Origin of the sequence: Sphingomonas leidyi (genome assembly GCF_011761945.1) — a bacterium.
GTDB lineage: Bacteria > Pseudomonadota > Alphaproteobacteria > Sphingomonadales > Sphingomonadaceae > Sphingomonas > Sphingomonas leidyi.
The window spans coordinates 1,719,697-1,735,498 of sequence record NZ_JAASQV010000001.1; the positions used below are offsets into that span (position 1 = coordinate 1,719,697).

Below are 15,802 nucleotides of genomic sequence, written 5' to 3' on the forward strand. Positions count from 1 at the left end.
ACCCTCGCTGTGTTGGGTGGAAACTAGCCGAAAATAACGGGAAGGCCAGAGGAGAGCATGGCATGAACGCGCCGACCGAAGGGCAATCGGCATTGGCGGGAGCCCTGGCCAGGGGTGGATCGCGCGGCGAGGGCGAGATCGCGCATGTCGCGGCCTCGGTCTACACCAGCGCCGAGCGTTTCGCCGCCGAGCAGGCCGGCATCTTCGCAAGCGTGCCCCTGGTGATCGCGCCCTCCGCGTTGCTCCCCGAACCCAATATGGCGATCCCGCATGACGGCTTCGGCAAGCCGCTGCTGGTCGCGCGCGACAAGGCGGGCCAGGCGCATGTCTTCCTCAACGTCTGCCGGCATCGCGGCACCCGCCTCGTCGAGGGCTGCGATCCGGTGAGGGGCGGGCGCCTGGTCTGCCCCTATCATGCCTGGACCTATGCGCTCGACGGGCGGCTGATCGGCCTTCCCCGCCCCGACACCTTTCCCGGCCTCGACAAGGGCGAGTACGGCCTCAAGCGCCTGCCCACGCACGAAGCCGGCGGGCTCATCTGGTTTTCCTTCGCCGAGGAAGCGGACTTCGCCGAGGCGGAGACGCTGGCGCGCGATTTCGAAGCGTTCGACCTGGCCGGCCAGCACCTGTTCCGCCGCCGCACCCATAGGGTGCAGGCGAACTGGAAGCTGATCATGGACGCCTTTCTCGAAGGCTATCACATCCAGCGGCTCCATGCCGACACGATCGCGCCCTTCTTCAAGGACGGCGTCTCCACTGCCGATACCATCGGCCCGCACCAGCGCTCGGCAGTGGGGCGCGAAGCCGCGCTCGCGGCGCTTTCCTCCAGCGACTGGGCAACGCTGCGCGCGGCGATCACCTATACCTATCAGATGTTTCCGGGCACGGTGCTGGTGGTGAGCCCCGACTATATCAACCTGATGGTGCTGATGCCCCAGTCCGAGGGGTGCGTGCTGGTCGAGGATTTCATGCTGATCCCGGAGCCGCCCGCCAGCGAAAGAGCGCTCGCCCATTGGGAGCGCAGCTGGGAACTGCTCGACGGCGGAGTCTTCGCCTCGGAGGATTTCCGCGCCTGCGAGCTGGGCCAGCAGGGCCTCGCCTCGGGCGCGATCGAGCGGGTGACGCTCGGTACCCTCGAGCTCGGCATCCGCCATTTCCACGATGCGGTGAATGCCCGGATCCGGTAGAATCCGGAGAGGAATTCCTCAGGATTTCGCGTGCCCGGCCTCCGGCCTACCTATGAGGTAGTTCGAGAGGATCGCCCGATGCCGCTTCGATTGCCGCCCAAGGAACTGCTCGACCTCAGCGACGAACCCCGCCTGCCGCGCGGCTCCGGGCTGCTGATCGCGCTCGGCATCGGCGCGGTAAGCTGGACCATCGTCGTCGCCGCAGCGCTTATCCTGCTGCGCTACTAGGCAGGGCTCAGGAACAGGCTGAAGCTGCCCGGCAGCCGCCTGGGTGCCCTGGTTCCCTCCAGCACTGCCTCGATCGCGGTGATCGCCGCGAGCAGGTCGCGCTGCGGATAGGGTTTGGCGAGGCATCCCGCCGCGAGCGCCCGCGCTTCCTGGGGAAAGCTTCCCGTCACGAACAGCACCGGCAGCCCGCGCCCCTGCGCCGCCCGCGCGACCTCCACGCCGCTGCCATCGGCCAGGCTCACGTCCGCCAGCACCAGGTCCAGCCCGGCGTCCGCCGCGATCACGCGCAGCGCCTCGGCGACCGTATCCACCGTCGCCGCCACCGCGAAGCCTTCGCCCGTCAGGAAATGTTCCGTGTCGAAGGCGACCAGCGGCTCGTCCTCCACCACCAGCAACCGCTCGATCCGCCGCTTCTTCCGCCCGAACATCATCTCGCCTGAAAACCCGCCAAGCCACTGAACCCGAGGCGCCAACGCGCCAATCCCTTTCGAGGACGCAATAATTTTTGAAGCGACCGCCACAATCGCTATATCGCCCAAGTGTCATCATCCAATACCAAAGAAGCGCAGCGCATCGCCAAGCTGCTGGCCCGTGCCGGAATCGCGTCGCGTCGCGATATCGAGCGCATGATCGTGGACGGGCGAATCGCGCTCGACGGGAAAGTGCTCGATACGCCCGCGACGCTGCTCACTTCCCTGCGCGGCGTTACCGTCGACGGCAAGCCGGTTGCCGCGCCCGCCCCCGCCCGGCTGTTCCGCTATCACAAGCCCGCGGGCCTGCTCACCACCGAGCGCGATCCCAAGGGCCGCCCGACCATCTATGATCACCTGCCCGAGGGGCTGCCGCGCGTGATGCCCGTCGGCCGGCTCGACCTGAGTACCGAGGGCCTGTTGCTGCTGACCACCGACGGCGAGCTGAAGCGCGCGCTCGAACTGCCCGCCACCGGCGTGGAGCGCAGCTACCGGGCCCGCGCCTATGGCAATGTCACGCAGGCGCAGCTCGAATCGCTGATGCTCGGCGTCGAGATCGAAGGCGTCCGCTATGGCCCGATCAACGCCAATATCGAGCGGCGCACCGGTGCGAACGTGTGGATCGAGATGACCCTGACCGAAGGCAAGAACCGCGAAGTGCGCCGCGTGCTCGAATATCTGGGGCTCGAAGTGAACCGGCTCATCCGCACCCGCTACGGCCCCTTCTGGCTGGGCGACATGCCCGCGGGCGATGTCGACGAGATTCGCCAGCACGACCTGATCACTTTCCGCACCGTGCTGTCCCGGCCAGGCGGCGGCAAGGCAGCCTCGAACCTGCAGTTCGCGGTCCGCTCGCGCGCGGTCGAGCCGGCGCCCAGGCCCAGCCCGGTCCCCGCGCCGGGCGGCCGGGAGCCCGAGGGCCGCCGCAAGATCGAGAAGCCCGAGGCGAAGAAGCCGGTCTTCACTGCCCGCGTCACGCCCCGGGCGAAGGACGAGATCGCGATCGAGCGGCCCCGCCCGTCCGGCAAGCCCGGTCCTCGCAAGCCGCGCGAGGACGGCGTCGCCAAGCCTGCCCGCGCCGCTCGCGCACGCGCGCACCGCGAGACGCAGGAGCCGCGCCCCGGCGATTTCGTCGACCGGCCCAAGGGTCCGCGCGGACCCGGCAAGGGCACCGGCCGTCCCGGGCCCGCCGGCGGCCGCGCGCGGCCCGGCGGCGGCAAGCCCGCCCGCCCGCCAAGGACCCGCAAATGAGGATCGTCGCCGGGGAATGGCGCGGCCGCCCGCTCGTCGCGCCCAGGGGGGACACCACCCGCCCCACTGCGGACCGCACGCGCGAGGCGCTTTTCTCGATGCTCGCCAGCCGCCTCGGCAGCTTCGAGGAGCTGGCGGTGGCCGATCTGTTCGCCGGCTCCGGCGCGCTGGGGCTGGAAGCCCTGTCGCGCGGCGCGGCCTCCTGCCTGTTCGTCGAACAGGATCGGGCGGCGCTCGATGCGCTGCGTGCCAATATCGCCAAACTGGGTACGAAAGCCGCGGAAGTACGCGCCGGTTCGGTCCTGTCGCTCGGTCCTGCCCGCGCGCCGCTCGACCTGATCCTGATGGATCCGCCCTATGGCACCGGCGCGGGCAGCGTCGCGCTCGACAAGCTCGGGCGGCTCGGCTGGGCGGGTCCGGCCACCTGGATCAGCATCGAGACGGCACGCGACGAAGTGCCCGACGTGGCCGGCTTCGTCGCGGACGTCAGCCGGGTGCACGGCAAGGCGCGGCTCACGCTGCTGCGCGCCGCGCCTGCCGTCTGAGCGCTAGAACCAGGGCGCCAGCGTATAGCCGATGTCCTGCCGTACGCCGCCACGCTCGATCTTGAGCGATACCTGCTTGCCCGGTGCTCCATCGGCCGCGCGCAGGATCGCGCCGATATCGTCGCCAACGATGATGTCGCCCCGGCGGATGCCCGCCTTCGCCGCCGGGCTGCCGGCACCGATATCGTCCACGACGATGCGGCCATCCTCCCGTTCGAGCCCAAGCGCACCGAGCGGATAGCCCTGGCGGAGCCGCTGCGCACCGTTCGGAGTGGCATAGAGCAGCCCCGCCGAGACATCGGTGGTCAGATGGAGCTGCGAGAGGATGCTCAGGCCGAGCAGCCCGTCATTGCGACCCTCGCTGAGCGTGCCCGGCTTGTCTACGGTCACCAGCAGGTCCTGGAACACGAAGGGCCCGACCTTGATCCGCTCCGCGCGATAGATACGGGTCCGGATATGGCCGCCGTCGCCAAGGCCGCTGGCCGTACTCACCGCATAGGGCCTGTCGCTTGCCCATAGGCCGCTCTTCGCGGCGGCACGGCCGTTCATCGTCATGCCCGGCGCCCCGGTATCGACGACGAAATCGCCCTCGAAGCCATCGATCGAAGCATCCACTTCGATACGCGGCACGTCGTTTTCCTTGCTCAGGCGCGAGGGCAGCCTGGTCAATCCGTCGAAGTTCGGCCGCCCGTCGAGATAGGCGCGCCATTCGCCCTTCATGAAATCGAAGTCGCTGTCGTAGCTGATGAACAATCCCACGCCGAAACTGCCCACTGCATCGGGCGAGGCGCGCTTGCCGACGCCGGTGAACAGCATGTTGCGGAAACGGATGCCGTTGGCCAGCATCACTTCCCTGGCGGAATACCAGCTATAGTCGGCCACCTTGCCGCCATAGCCGACCATGTGCCCCGAATGCTCGACCCGCTCCAGCCGCTGGGCCTTGGCGAAGGCGTCCTCGATGAAGCTCAGCGTGGCGCCGGTATCGACGATGAACAGGAACGGCCCGTTGCCGTTGATCTTGGCCGCCATCCAAACCCGGCCTTCGGTCAGCATGATGCGATTGACCACCGGCGCGCGATCCGGCGCCGCCAATGCCCGGCCCGCCATTCCCGCCATGGCCGCCAGCGTCACGCCGCCACCGATAAGTCTACGTCTGCCGATCATCTTTGGAATCCCCCGGTTCGGGAGGCGCAGTATTGATCGAAGATGACGGGGCGAAGTCGGTTACTTGTCTCTTACGAGAATCAGGCCGATCAGGCTAAGCAATCCCGCCCCGGCGAGATAGTAGCCGACCCAGGTGAGCCCGCCCTGCTTCACCAGCGTCTCGGCGATCAGCGGCGTGAGCCCGCCGCCCAGGATGCCGCCCAGGTTGAACGTAACGGAGACGCCGGTGTAGCGCACCCGCGCCGGGAACAGGCTGGGCAGCCAGCCGCCGAGCGGCCCATAGACGAAGCCCATCACGAACAGCGCGAAGGCCAACCAGGCCGCGACGCTCGCCAGCGAGCCCGGCACCACCAGCAGCGCCATCGCCATGCCGACCGGGATGGTGAAGATGCAGCCGAACATGAGCACCGCGTTGGCGGTGCGCTTGTCCGCGTTGATCCCCGCCGTGACGATGCCCGCGGCCATGAACAGGATCGCGAGCAGTTCCACCGCCAGGAAGGTCTCGCGATCATAGCCCAGCGTCTTGGTGCCATGGCCGATGATGAACACGGTCGAGATGTAGAACAGCGCGAAGCAGGCGACCGTTCCGACGGTGCCGGCGAAGGTGGCAAGGGCGCTGGTGCGGAACAGCTCGCCGATCGGCACGGCGGGCGGGGCCTCCTTCTCGGTCGCGGCGACGAACTCGGGCGTCTCGGTGATCTTCAGACGCACCCACAGGCCGAGGAACACCAGCACCGCGCTGGCGAGGAATGGCAGGCGCCAGCCCCATTCGCGGAACTGCGCGTCGTCCATCACCGCACCCAGGATCAGGAAGAAGCCATTGGCGAAGATGAACCCCACCGGCGCACCCATCGGCGGGAAGCTGCCATAGCGATTGGCCCAGCCCGGCGGCGCATTCTCCACCGCGAGCAGGCTCGCCCCGCCCCATTCGCCACCCAGCCCCAGCCCCTGGCCGAAACGGAGCAGGCAGAGCAGCAGTGGCGCCATCCAGCCGAGCATCGCATAGCCGGGCAGGAAGCCGATCAGCACGGTCGAGACGCCCATCAGCATCAACGAGGCGACCAGCGTGGACTTGCGGCCCATCCGGTCGCCGAAATGGCCGAACACCAGCCCGCCCAGCGGCCGCGCGAAGAAGGCCACGGAGAAGCTGGCATAGCTGGCGAGCTGGCGAATCCAGGGCTCGCTGGCGGGAAAGAACAGGTCCGGGAAGACGATCGCCGCCGCCGTGGCGTAGATATAGAAATCGTAGAACTCGACCGAGGTGCCGACCAGGCTGGCGAACAGGATGCGGCGGTGCGATGCGGCGGCTTTGGTCATGCCCTCTCCCCTTTTGCCTCCTCCTTGGATCGATCCGGCGCAAAGGGAAAGCCCGTTCATCGGCAGGACAGTTTCGCCCGCGTACCGGTGCGCCACCTCAGCGACCGGACCAGGGAGACGGGCGATGCGCGAATCGGCGGGAAGACGGCTGGCTTATGCCGTGTTGTTCGCTGTGCTCGCGGGCTTCGTCGTGGCATTCTGGAACCCGATCGACCATCTGAAGGCCGATCTTCGCGCCGATGGCCAGGGCTTCAAGTTCAGCATCGAGCTGGCGACGCACCTGTTCGAACTGGGCCTGAAGCGGCTCTGAGGACATCGCCATTCCGGCTTTCGCCGGGTCGGCGGTGAGGATAGGCTCCCGGGACGAACGGGAGGTCGGCATGCGCAGCATCAGATTGGCGGTCCTCGCCCCGCTGCTCCTGGCTTCCACGGCGCCCGCGCCGCACTATGCCGTCGTCCATGGCTGGCCGGTCCTGCCACCGGGCCGCCTGTTCGGCCCGTGCTCGGGCGTGGCGGTGAACGGCAAGGGCGAGGTATTCGTCCTCCACCGCGGCAATCGCGGCACCGATGCCAAGGGGCTCGCGACGCTGAAGGAACCGGTGGTCGCAGTGTTCGATGCCGCCACCGGCAGGCTGCTGCGCGAATGGGGCGCCGGACTGTTCGTGGTCCCGCACGGCATCAGCATCGGCCCGAATGGCCATGTCTGGATCACCGATACCGGATCGAACCAGGTCTTCGAGCTCACCCCCGACGGCGCGCTGCTGCGCACCCTCGGCGAGCGCGGCGTCGCCGGTGCGGATGCGACGCATTTCGATCGTCCCACCGATGTCGCGCCGCTCGCCGACGGCAGCTTCTATGTCGCCGACGGCTACGGCAATTCGCGCGTGATGAAGTTCGCTGCCGACGGACGGCTGCTCTTCCAATGGGGCACGCACGGTACCGGCCCGGGCCAGTTCGACATCCCGCACGCGCTCGCGATCGACGCCGGGCATCGCGTCTATGTCGCCGACCGGGCCAACGACCGCGTCCAGCTGTTCGACGGGAAGGGCCGCTATCTCGCCGAATGGAAATCCCCCTCGATCGGCCGCCCATTCGGTCTGGCGCTGTTGCCCGGTCGCCGCATCGCCATCCTCGACGGGGGCACGAGTTCGGGCAAGGTGCCGGATCATGACGGCGTGACCATCGCCGGCCTGGACGGTCGCGAAATCGCGCATTTCGGCGGCATCGGCAACCAGGACGGCCAGTTCCGGATCGCGCACGACATCGCCGCGGACCGCGCCGGCAATCTCTACGTCGTCGATATCGCCGGCCAGCGCGTGCAGAAGTTCGTGCGGCGATAGCAGCCCTGGTGACGCCGACGGCCGTCGTCGTTCACCGCTTGCACGGGACGTTCACCGATTCGAGGTTGGCCTGCCGACGGAACCTGGCTTGATCGGTCGCGCGTTCATCGGAGAGTTCAATGCATCTTGCCCGTTTCGTCATCGCCTTCTCATGCCTTCTTGCAAGCACCGCCTCGTCCGCCCGGAGCGCCACTACGGAGAGCGCGGGCCTTTCCCCCGTGACATCCCCGCAGGATCGGCCGGCAATTGATCTAGATGCGGACTTCGCTTCGATCGCGCCGACGGGCCCCGGATGCGCGGCGGGTGTCGTGATCGCCGGAGCGGCGCCGCTTATGCAAAGCCATGGCATGGCCGATCTGGAACATCCGGTGCCGATCACGGCGGACAGCGTCTTCGAGACCGGTTCGCTGGCCAAGCAGTTCACCGCCGCCGCGATGCTACTGCTCGTCCAGGACGGGAAGCTGACGCTCGACGACGATATCAGGCGCTACCTGCCGGAAATGCCGGACTATGGGACCCCGATCACGATCCGGCACCTGCTCAACCACACCAGCGGGCTGCGCGAGCAATGGAGCCTGCTGGCCCTGGCCGGCAGGGGCCCCGGAACTCAGGTGCATGGCCAGGGCACGATCCTCGACCTCGCCTCGCGCCAGAAGGGGCTGAATTTCGCGCCCGGCGCGGAGTTCCTCTATACCAATACCAATTACGTCTTGGCCGCGATCATCGTCGAACGTGTCAGCGGCAAGAGCCTCCAGCGCTTCACCAGCGAACGCCTGTTCCAGCCGCTCGGCATGACCCGCAGCCGGTGGCGGGAGGATTTCCGCACGGTGGTTCCGGGACGGGCAACGGCCTATGCCGCGACCGATGGCGGCTTCGTCGCCAACATGCCCTTCACCAATGTCTACGGAAATGGCGGGCTTCTCACCACGATCGGAGATTTGCTGCGCTGGAACGCGTTCCTCGATGATCCATCCCGGCTCCCCGGTGGCCCGGCCCTGGCGGCTGCCCTGCAATCGCCGGGGAGCCTGCGGGGTGGCGTCGCGCTCGAATACGCCCTGGGTCTTGAAATCACGCGCGCGCATGGACTGCGCCTCGTCTCCCATAGTGGCTCGACCGGCGGCTATAAGGCATGGCTGGGCCGCTATCCCGAAAGGCGCGTCTCGGTCGCGCTGCTCTGCAACAATGGCGACATCGATCCGGTCGGCCTGGGCGAGAAGATAGCGGCACGCGCGCTCCAGGCCGCCGGCCATCGCGGCGCGGACGTCGCAGCGCCCGCACCGTCCGCGCTCGTCCCGGCAGCCGCGACCCTTCGTCGCGACCTGGCGTCGTATCAGGGCCTTTTCCGCAGTCACGTCACCGGCGAGCTGGTCGAAACCAGGCTCGTCGATGGGGAACTCATGCTGCGACAGGGTGCGTCCCAGGCGCTGATACCCGGCGAGGGCGATCATTTTCGACGCGCCGACGGCGATCGCGTGCACATCGTCAGGAGCAACGGGAAGCCGACCGCGCTCACGATCGAGCGCGGCCCGATGCGCCAGCGTTTCATCGCGGTCGCGCCAGCCAGAAACGGCGATGCCGCGCTCGCTGCCTATGTCGGTACCTATTATAGCCCTGAACTGGACACGCGCATCTCGGTCGTGCGGCGGGGGCATGCCCTGGTCATGCGCCTGCCATTCGGGATCGAATGGCCGCTGACGCCGAGTTTCGCCGACGGCTTCACCACGCGGCTGCGCGGCACGACCAGTTTCGTCTTCACGCGCGCGTCTGACGGCAAGGTCGATGGCGTTGCCGCCTGGGCGAACGGGGCCCGCAACCTGCGGTTCGCGCGGCAGCCCCGCTGAAGTCGCGGTGGATCAGAACCGGCTGAGCTGCCGCTCAGAGCCCGAACGTCTTCACCGCGGTCAGCATCAGCCAATAGAGGCCGCCCGAGAGCAGCATCGCCGCCGGCAGGGTGAGCAGCCAGGCCAGCGCCAGGTTGCGCACCGTGCGAGCCTGCAGGCCCGCGCCGCTCGCCACCGAAGCACCGGCGACGCCCGAGGAAAGGATATGCGTGGTCGACACCGGCAGGCCGAAGCGATCGGCCGCCAGGATCGTGCCCGCGGCCACCAGCTCGGCCGAGGCTCCCATGGCATAGGTCATGTGCTGCTTGCCGATCTTCTCGCCGACGGTGACGACGATCCGCTTCCACCCGATCATCGTCCCCAGTCCGAGCGCCAGCGCGACGACGATCTTCACCCAGAGCGGGATGAAGCGCGTGCCGGCCTCCAGGCTCTTCTGATAGTCGGCCAGCGCCTTCAGTTCGGCAGGCTGGAAACCGTCCGGTTTCTTGGTGACGAGCTTGGTCGAGTCGAGCACCAGATACATGTCGTTGCGGACATTGCCGGTGGCTTCCGCCGGCACCTTGCTCAGCGAGCCGAAGCCCTGGACGCGGGCGGTGAGATCCTTCGAAAGGCCCTCGAGCGCGGCGAACACCTGCGGGTTCTCCGCCTTGCGCTGCTGAAGCGCGGTGGTGAGCACGGCACGCGCCTGGACCGGTGCCATGTCCGGCAATCCGCGGCTATGCGCATCGAACGCCGCCGAAGCGGTATTGGCGGTCTGGACGAAGGCCGGAGTCGCGCTCGCCGGCAGCGTGCGGTTGAGCGCATAGGCGGTCGGCGCGCAGCCGATCAGGATCAGCATGATCAGGCCCATGCCCTTCTGGCCGTCGTTCGAGCCATGGCTGAACGAGACCGCGGTGCAGGTGAAGATCAGCGCGCTGCGAATGCCCAGCGGCGGGGCAGTGTGCGGCATCGGCGAGGTGTAGAGCTTCGGGTTGCGCAGCACCGCGCGCATCACCAGCAGCAGCAGCACCGCCGCGAAGAAGCCGATCAGCGGCGCCATCCACAGGCCGGTGAGCACTTTCTGCGCCTGGCTCCAGTCGACGCCGGCGGTGCCGCCGCGCGAACCGGCCTGGATCAGCTGGTTGGCGAAGCCCACGCCCAGCACCGAGCCGATCAGCGTGTGCGACGACGAGTTGGGCAGGCCGACATACCAGGTACCCAGATTCCACAGCACCGCCGCGAGCAGCAGCGCGAAGATCATCGCGAAGCCGGATGCCGAGCCGACATTGAGGATCAGGTCCACCGGCAGCAGCGTGATGATCGAATAGGCGACGGCGCCGCTGGACAGCATCACGCCCAGGAAGTTCCAGAAGCCCGACCAGACCACCGCGAAATGGGCCGGCATCGAATTGGTGTAGATCACCGTCGCCACGGCATTGGCGGTATCGTGGAAGCCGTTCACGAACTCGAAGCCGAGCGCGATCAGCAGCGCCAGCGCGAGGAACAGGAACACGCCGGTGGCAAGCTCCTCCCCCACCCCGTGCGTGTCGGTCAGCACGCTCCAGCCGGCAAAGGCCAGCCCGCCGACCATAATCGCCGCGAAGAGCAGCTTGGCGAGGGGATGGGTCTTGTAGTCGAATCGGGGCCCCTGCTGCGGTTGATCAACCGGCGGGGCTTGGTCCAGAGCGAGTGATGCCATGATATGCGCGCCTCTGGCCGGAGGGTGTGACAGCCATATGACAAACGCATGACATGGCGAAGGATCACGCCGAAACGAACCGCTTCAGAAACGGACCTGCATATAGGCCTTGGGGCCCGGCTTGATGCCGCGATTGCCGCCGGGCAGGCTCATGAACCCGCGCCCGCGCAACCGCCGCAGCCAGGCAAATCCCATCTCGACATGGTCGGACGCCTCGAAGCTCAGCCGCGCGCCGGCATAGTGCCGCGCATCGCGCACCACGCCGCGATCGGCATCGAAGCGCGGCGCCTGGGCGTAGGCGCTCATGCCCAGCCAGGCATGCCCGATCACTTCCTTCTGCAGCGAGAAGCCATAGGTGGAGCGCGTCTCGTCGGCCCGCCAGCTTTCGTTGCTGCCACGCACGGTCGCGGAGGTGCGCAGCCACAGGCCCGATGCCCGCTCCTCGGTCTTCACGCGAATTTCCGGCTGCAGCACCAGATAGGCGGCCTGGGCCGCGGCAACGGCCTGACCCTGTGCCGGCATGGCAGCGAGGATCGCCCCCACCGCCAGTCCGATCGCGCCGCTTCGAACAACAACCCCCATGCCGAGCCCCCAGACAGGCAGTATGCCGCCGAATCCTCCCGGCGACGCTGGGATATTATTGCTGAAATGTTTCCAATACCAGCCTATATTGTTTCCACCGTCAGCCCTGCTCCCGCAGCAGTTCCTCAAGCACCTGAATCGCCCCGGCGAAGCGCAGCTGGGTCCGCTTCTGCTCGGCGATCTGCGTATCGAGCGCCTTCAGCCGCTCCTCGCCCGCGGCATGTTCCCGCCTGAGCAGATCGAGCCGCGCCTCAAGCATCGTCCTGTCCATTCGCGCCTCCCCGATCGTTGGGACGCGACGATCCCAGGATCACGCGCCACTGGCAATCCGCCATTGCCTCGCCCGCCCGCGTTCCCTACCTGTTCGCGGATGACCCTGCCTGTCGAGACCGATGCCAACGCCCCCTATCTCCAGGGCCTGAACCCGCCCCAGCGCGAGGCGGTGCTGACGGCCGAGGGGCCGGTGCTCGTGCTGGCCGGCGCGGGCACGGGCAAGACCGCGGCGCTCACCGCCCGCCTCGCCCATCTGCTCTGGACCCGCCGCGCCTATCCCAGCGAGATCCTGGCGGTCACCTTCACCAACAAGGCCGCGCGCGAGATGAAGGAGCGCGTCGGCCGCCTCGTCGGCGCGGCGGTGGAGGGCATGCCCTGGCTCGGCACCTTCCACGCGATCGGCGCCAAGATGCTGCGCCGCCATGCCGAGCTGGTCGGCCTGCAGTCCAACTTCACCATCCTCGACACCGACGACCAGCTCCGCCTGATCAAGCAGCTGATCCTCGCGGCAGACCTCGACGAGAAGCGCTGGCCCGCCCGCCAGCTCGCCGGACTGATCGACGAGTGGAAGAACAAGGGCCTGACGCCCGCCGAGATCGGCGCGGGCGAATCCGAGCGCTACGCCAATGGCCGCGGCGCCGCGCTCTACCATCTCTATCAGGAGCGGCTGAAGGCGCTCAACGCCTGCGACTTCGGCGACCTGCTTCTCCACATGCTGGTGATCCTCAAGACCCACCGCGACGTGCTGGAGCGCTATCAGCAGCGCTTCCGCTACATCCTGGTCGACGAATATCAGGACACCAACGCCGTCCAGTATCTCTGGCTTCGCCTCCTCGCCCAGGAGCGCAAGAACATCTGCTGCGTCGGCGACGACGACCAGTCGATCTATTCGTGGCGCGGCGCCCTGGTCGAGAACATCCTCAAGTTCGAAAAGGACTTCCCCGGCGCCAGGGTGATCAAGCTCGAGCAGAATTACCGCTCGACGCCGCACATCCTCGCCGCCGCGTCGGGCGTGATCGCCAACAATAGCGGCCGCCTCGGCAAGACGCTGTGGACCGACAAGGACCAGGGCGAGAAGGTCAAGGTGCTCGGCGTGTGGGACGGGCCCGAGGAAGCGCGCCGCGTCGGCGAGGAGATCGAGGGGCAGCAGCGTGCCTGGAGCAGGGAGGATGGGGGAAAGTCGCTCGACGACATGGCGATCCTCGTCCGCGCCCAGCACCAGACGCGCGAATTCGAGGACCGGTTCATCGCGATCGGCTTGCCCTATCGCATCATCGGCGGCTTCCGCTTCTACGAGCGCCAGGAGATCCGCGACGCCCTCGCCTATCTCCGCGTCGTCGCGCAACCGGCGGACGATCTCGCCTTCGAGCGCATCGTCAACGTTCCCAAGCGCGGCCTGGGCGACAAGGCGCTGGCGAAGGTCCACCAATATGCCCGCGCCGAGGGAATCCCGCTCGTCACCGCCGCCGCGCGCATCCTCGATACCGACGAGCTGACGCCCCAGGCCCGCCGCGCGCTCGGCAACCTGGTCGGCGACATGGCGCGCTGGCGGAGCATGGGCAACGACCTCCAGCACCCGGACCTCGCCCGCATCATCCTCGACGAGAGCGGCTATACCGCGATGTGGCAGGCCGACCGCACCGCCGAGGCCGCCGGTCGACTCGAGAACCTGAACGAGCTCGTCCGCGCGATGGAGGAGTACGAGACGCTCGGCGCCTTTCTCGAGCATGTCTCCCTCGTCATGGACAATGAGGGGCAGCGCGACGAGCCCAAGGTCACGATCATGACGATCCACGCCGCCAAGGGGCTGGAGTTCGACACCGTGTTCCTGGCCGGCTGGGAGGAAGGCATCTTCCCCTCGCAGCGCGCCCTCGACGAAGGGGGGCTCGCCTCGCTGGAGGAGGAGCGCCGCCTGGCCTATGTCGCGATCACGCGCGCGCGGCGCCAGGCAACCATCCTCCACGCCGCCAATCGCCGCATCTACGGCCAGTGGAACGCGAGCATCCCGAGCCGCTTCGTCGCCGAGCTGCCCGAGGCGCATATCGAGAGCGAAAGCACGATGACCGGCGGCGCCTCGCTATGGCAGGCGAACTGGAGCGAGCGCAGCGACCCCTTCGCGGACGTATCGCGCGGGACCGGGCGAGGGCCGGGCTGGCAGCGCGCGGCGGGGGTGGACATGAAGAACCCGGGCGGCGGCTTCACGTCGCGGACGTTCAGCCGCGAGCCTGCCCGCGTGGTGGAGAGCCGCGCTTCGGCGGTGAGCTTCGGCGCCAAACCGCGCGACGACCTGTCGCTGGGCATGCGCGTGTTCCATCAGAAGTTCGGCTACGGCACGATCGCCGAGATCGAGGGGAACAAGCTCGAGATCGACTTCGAACAGGCCGGGCGGAAGCGGGTTATGGATAGTTTCGTTACGGCGGGGTGAGAGGGAAGAACAGGGCGGCCAATGACCGCCCCGCCCCTCTATTCAGGGCTCGGCATAGAGCACCGCGCCATGGATGTCCCAGCTCAGAAATCCCCATTTGTTCGAAGGCGTGTGCGAATAGAATATCATCCGCGCCGCGCTATCGACCAGGAAATTGCCCGAGGCGAAGCCGTATTTCTCCGGGTCGGCCGCGCCGAAGGTGTTGGTGACGGCCGCCGGCGCGCGAACGATCGGATTATATACGGTAGGCGCAGTCAACCGGCTCCGGGACGCGAGGAGATGTCCCGCGATATCCGACTGCCCCTCGAGCAAGCCGGTCAAGAAGCTGACACCCTCGTTGATGACGCCGTAGCTGGCCTGGCGCATGTCCGTGACGAACTCATAGGTGCCGCCGGGCCCGGGCGCCGCGGGCGTGGTCAGATTGGCACCCACCCAGGGACTGATCGAGGCCAGCGCCAGGATCCGCTGCCCGCGGGGTGTGGAGAAGCTGCCGTCATAGAGCTCTCCCGCGCTGGGCGCCGAGGTGAATTCCCCGATCACGAAGGTCGATCCGGCAGGCCCGGAAAGCTGGACTCCCTCCTGCCAGGTCGAGATCGCGGCTGCTGCCGTCTTCTGGGCGCTCACCCAGGTACGCGTCGCCGTGGTGGCCGTCACGCCGGAGAGCGTAACGCCGGTCGCACTGTCCACTGCATAGGCCCGCGCGCTTGCCCCCGTGCCGCTGACGACACTGACCGCCAGTCCCACCGCACGGCCGGTACCGGCGATTGTCCGGAGGCGCTCGCCATTGGCTTCCCAGTAGATATACTCGTCTCCACCGGTCGTCTTCTGGACCACCAGCACGCGCCGGCAGCTCTTGAGGCGCCCGACATGCGCGGGCCGCTCGGAGATCCACACCGACGGCCACTGCCCGCCGCCAGCGTAGCGCCGGATGTTCGAAGTAACCAGCCCGCTGGGCGATGAAGCCGGCGCGCCGCGCTGAAGCGGATTGACCATGCATGCGGCCGAAATGCTGGGAGCGCCGTCCTTATATTCGGTGGTAAAGCTGAACGACGTGTTCGGCACCAGCGCCGTGATCCGAAACGACGATTGGAGCAGGGCGGTATCCGCAGGTGCGTTGAACCAAATGAGGTCACCTACCGCAAGTTGGTCGGTGAAGTTCGTATAGGCCGTCACGTTACGCGAGCCGGTGGTGTAACTCGTCACGCTGATCTGGTTCATCGTGCCGGTCATCTGGTCGTTGAGCATCGTAACCATGGAATTGGCGTCCTGGATGCAGAATTGCGGATCCGGCCATTCGTTGGCGGGGATGATGAATGGGGGTGGGGTCGTCATGCCATGCTCCTTCCAGCTCTGCCGCGGCACATTTGCCTCGATAGGAACATTTCAAGAACATTCAAAATCCTACATTGCAACAGCCACAGGCCGGCAAGACCATCCCTAGCGCCAACGTGTCTTACCCTATCATCACACCCTTGACGCAGGCATGACTACAAATGTAGCG

15 protein-coding genes are annotated in these 15,802 nt (G+C 67.4%); 8 read left to right on the forward strand and 7 right to left on the reverse strand.

All coding sequences use genetic code 11. The annotated features are described in order from the left end of the window. Positions 1–62: 62 nt before the first annotated feature. Complete coding sequence (locus FHR20_RS08250; RefSeq protein ID WP_167299059.1) at positions 63–1,187, forward strand: aromatic ring-hydroxylating oxygenase subunit alpha; 1,125 nt, start codon at positions 63–65, stop codon at positions 1,185–1,187. A gap of 78 nt (positions 1,188–1,265) precedes the next feature. Continuing rightward, entirely contained in the window at positions 1,266–1,415 is a 150-nt protein-coding gene (locus tag FHR20_RS08255) for a hypothetical protein (protein ID WP_167299061.1), read from the forward strand. On the opposite strand, the gene FHR20_RS08260 is transcribed toward FHR20_RS08255, so the two are convergent. Next, complete coding sequence (locus FHR20_RS08260; protein WP_167299429.1) at positions 1,412–1,846, reverse strand: response regulator; 435 nt, start codon at positions 1,844–1,846, stop codon at positions 1,412–1,414. The two genes, FHR20_RS08255 and FHR20_RS08260, sit on opposite strands and share 4 nt — an antisense overlap. A 108-nt stretch (positions 1,847–1,954) precedes the next feature. Here FHR20_RS08260 and FHR20_RS08265 point away from each other — a divergent pair, with 108 nt between their 5' ends. Beyond that, positions 1,955–3,136, forward strand: a complete 1,182-nt coding sequence (locus FHR20_RS08265; RefSeq protein WP_286711254.1) for a pseudouridine synthase — start codon at positions 1,955–1,957, stop codon at positions 3,134–3,136. After that, entirely contained in the window at positions 3,133–3,681 is a 549-nt protein-coding gene (rsmD, locus tag FHR20_RS08270; protein ID WP_167299062.1) for a 16S rRNA (guanine(966)-N(2))-methyltransferase RsmD, read from the forward strand. The genes FHR20_RS08265 and rsmD overlap by 4 nt, the downstream gene beginning before the upstream one ends. A gap of 3 nt (positions 3,682–3,684) precedes the next feature. Here the strand turns inward: rsmD and FHR20_RS08275 are convergent, their stop codons facing one another. Next, the gene (locus FHR20_RS08275; protein ID WP_167299063.1) at positions 3,685–4,845 is read right to left on the reverse strand and encodes a retroviral-like aspartic protease family protein; all 1,161 of its coding nucleotides are present in this window, start codon (positions 4,843–4,845) and stop codon (positions 3,685–3,687) included. 60 nt (positions 4,846–4,905) lie between these two features. After that, positions 4,906–6,162 (reverse strand): MFS transporter, encoded by a 1,257-nt coding sequence (locus FHR20_RS08280; protein WP_167299064.1) that lies wholly within the window; start codon positions 6,160–6,162, stop codon positions 4,906–4,908. A 124-nt stretch (positions 6,163–6,286) separates the two neighbouring features. Between FHR20_RS08280 and FHR20_RS08285 the strand changes: the two genes are divergently transcribed. The 3 genes from FHR20_RS08285 to FHR20_RS08295 all read left to right on the forward strand — a co-directional run bounded on the left by FHR20_RS08285 (position 6,287) and on the right by FHR20_RS08295 (position 9,343). After that, positions 6,287–6,472, forward strand: coding sequence for a hypothetical protein (locus FHR20_RS08285; RefSeq protein WP_167299065.1), 186 nt, complete (start codon positions 6,287–6,289; stop codon positions 6,470–6,472). Between the two features lie 70 nt (positions 6,473–6,542). Beyond that, on the forward strand, positions 6,543–7,502 hold the full coding sequence (locus tag FHR20_RS08290; RefSeq protein ID WP_167299066.1) for a peptidyl-alpha-hydroxyglycine alpha-amidating lyase family protein: 960 nt from the start codon (positions 6,543–6,545) through the stop codon (positions 7,500–7,502). 119 nt (positions 7,503–7,621) lie between these two features. Next, the gene (locus tag FHR20_RS08295) at positions 7,622–9,343 is read left to right on the forward strand and encodes a serine hydrolase domain-containing protein (RefSeq protein ID WP_279589393.1); all 1,722 of its coding nucleotides are present in this window, start codon (positions 7,622–7,624) and stop codon (positions 9,341–9,343) included. 34 nt (positions 9,344–9,377) lie between these two features. Here FHR20_RS08295 and FHR20_RS08300 read toward each other — a convergent pair whose 3' ends face one another. From FHR20_RS08300 to FHR20_RS08310, 3 genes are all read right to left on the reverse strand, one after another. Next, positions 9,378–11,021 (reverse strand): inorganic phosphate transporter, encoded by a 1,644-nt coding sequence (locus FHR20_RS08300; protein WP_167299068.1) that lies wholly within the window; start codon positions 11,019–11,021, stop codon positions 9,378–9,380. An 84-nt stretch (positions 11,022–11,105) separates the two neighbouring features. Further along, positions 11,106–11,603: a hypothetical protein gene (locus FHR20_RS08305; RefSeq protein WP_167299069.1), complete on the reverse strand. Its 498-nt coding sequence runs from the start codon at positions 11,601–11,603 to the stop codon at positions 11,106–11,108. A gap of 100 nt (positions 11,604–11,703) precedes the next feature. Next, positions 11,704–11,874, reverse strand: a complete 171-nt coding sequence (locus FHR20_RS08310; protein WP_167299070.1) for a hypothetical protein — start codon at positions 11,872–11,874, stop codon at positions 11,704–11,706. Between the two features lie 99 nt (positions 11,875–11,973). Between FHR20_RS08310 and FHR20_RS08315 the strand changes: the two genes are divergently transcribed. Continuing rightward, entirely contained in the window at positions 11,974–14,301 is a 2,328-nt protein-coding gene (locus tag FHR20_RS08315) for an ATP-dependent helicase (protein WP_167299071.1), read from the forward strand. Between the two features lie 42 nt (positions 14,302–14,343). Here FHR20_RS08315 and FHR20_RS08320 read toward each other — a convergent pair whose 3' ends face one another. After that, the gene (locus FHR20_RS08320; RefSeq protein WP_167299072.1) at positions 14,344–15,633 is read right to left on the reverse strand and encodes a hypothetical protein; all 1,290 of its coding nucleotides are present in this window, start codon (positions 15,631–15,633) and stop codon (positions 14,344–14,346) included. Positions 15,634–15,802 lie beyond the last annotated feature (169 nt).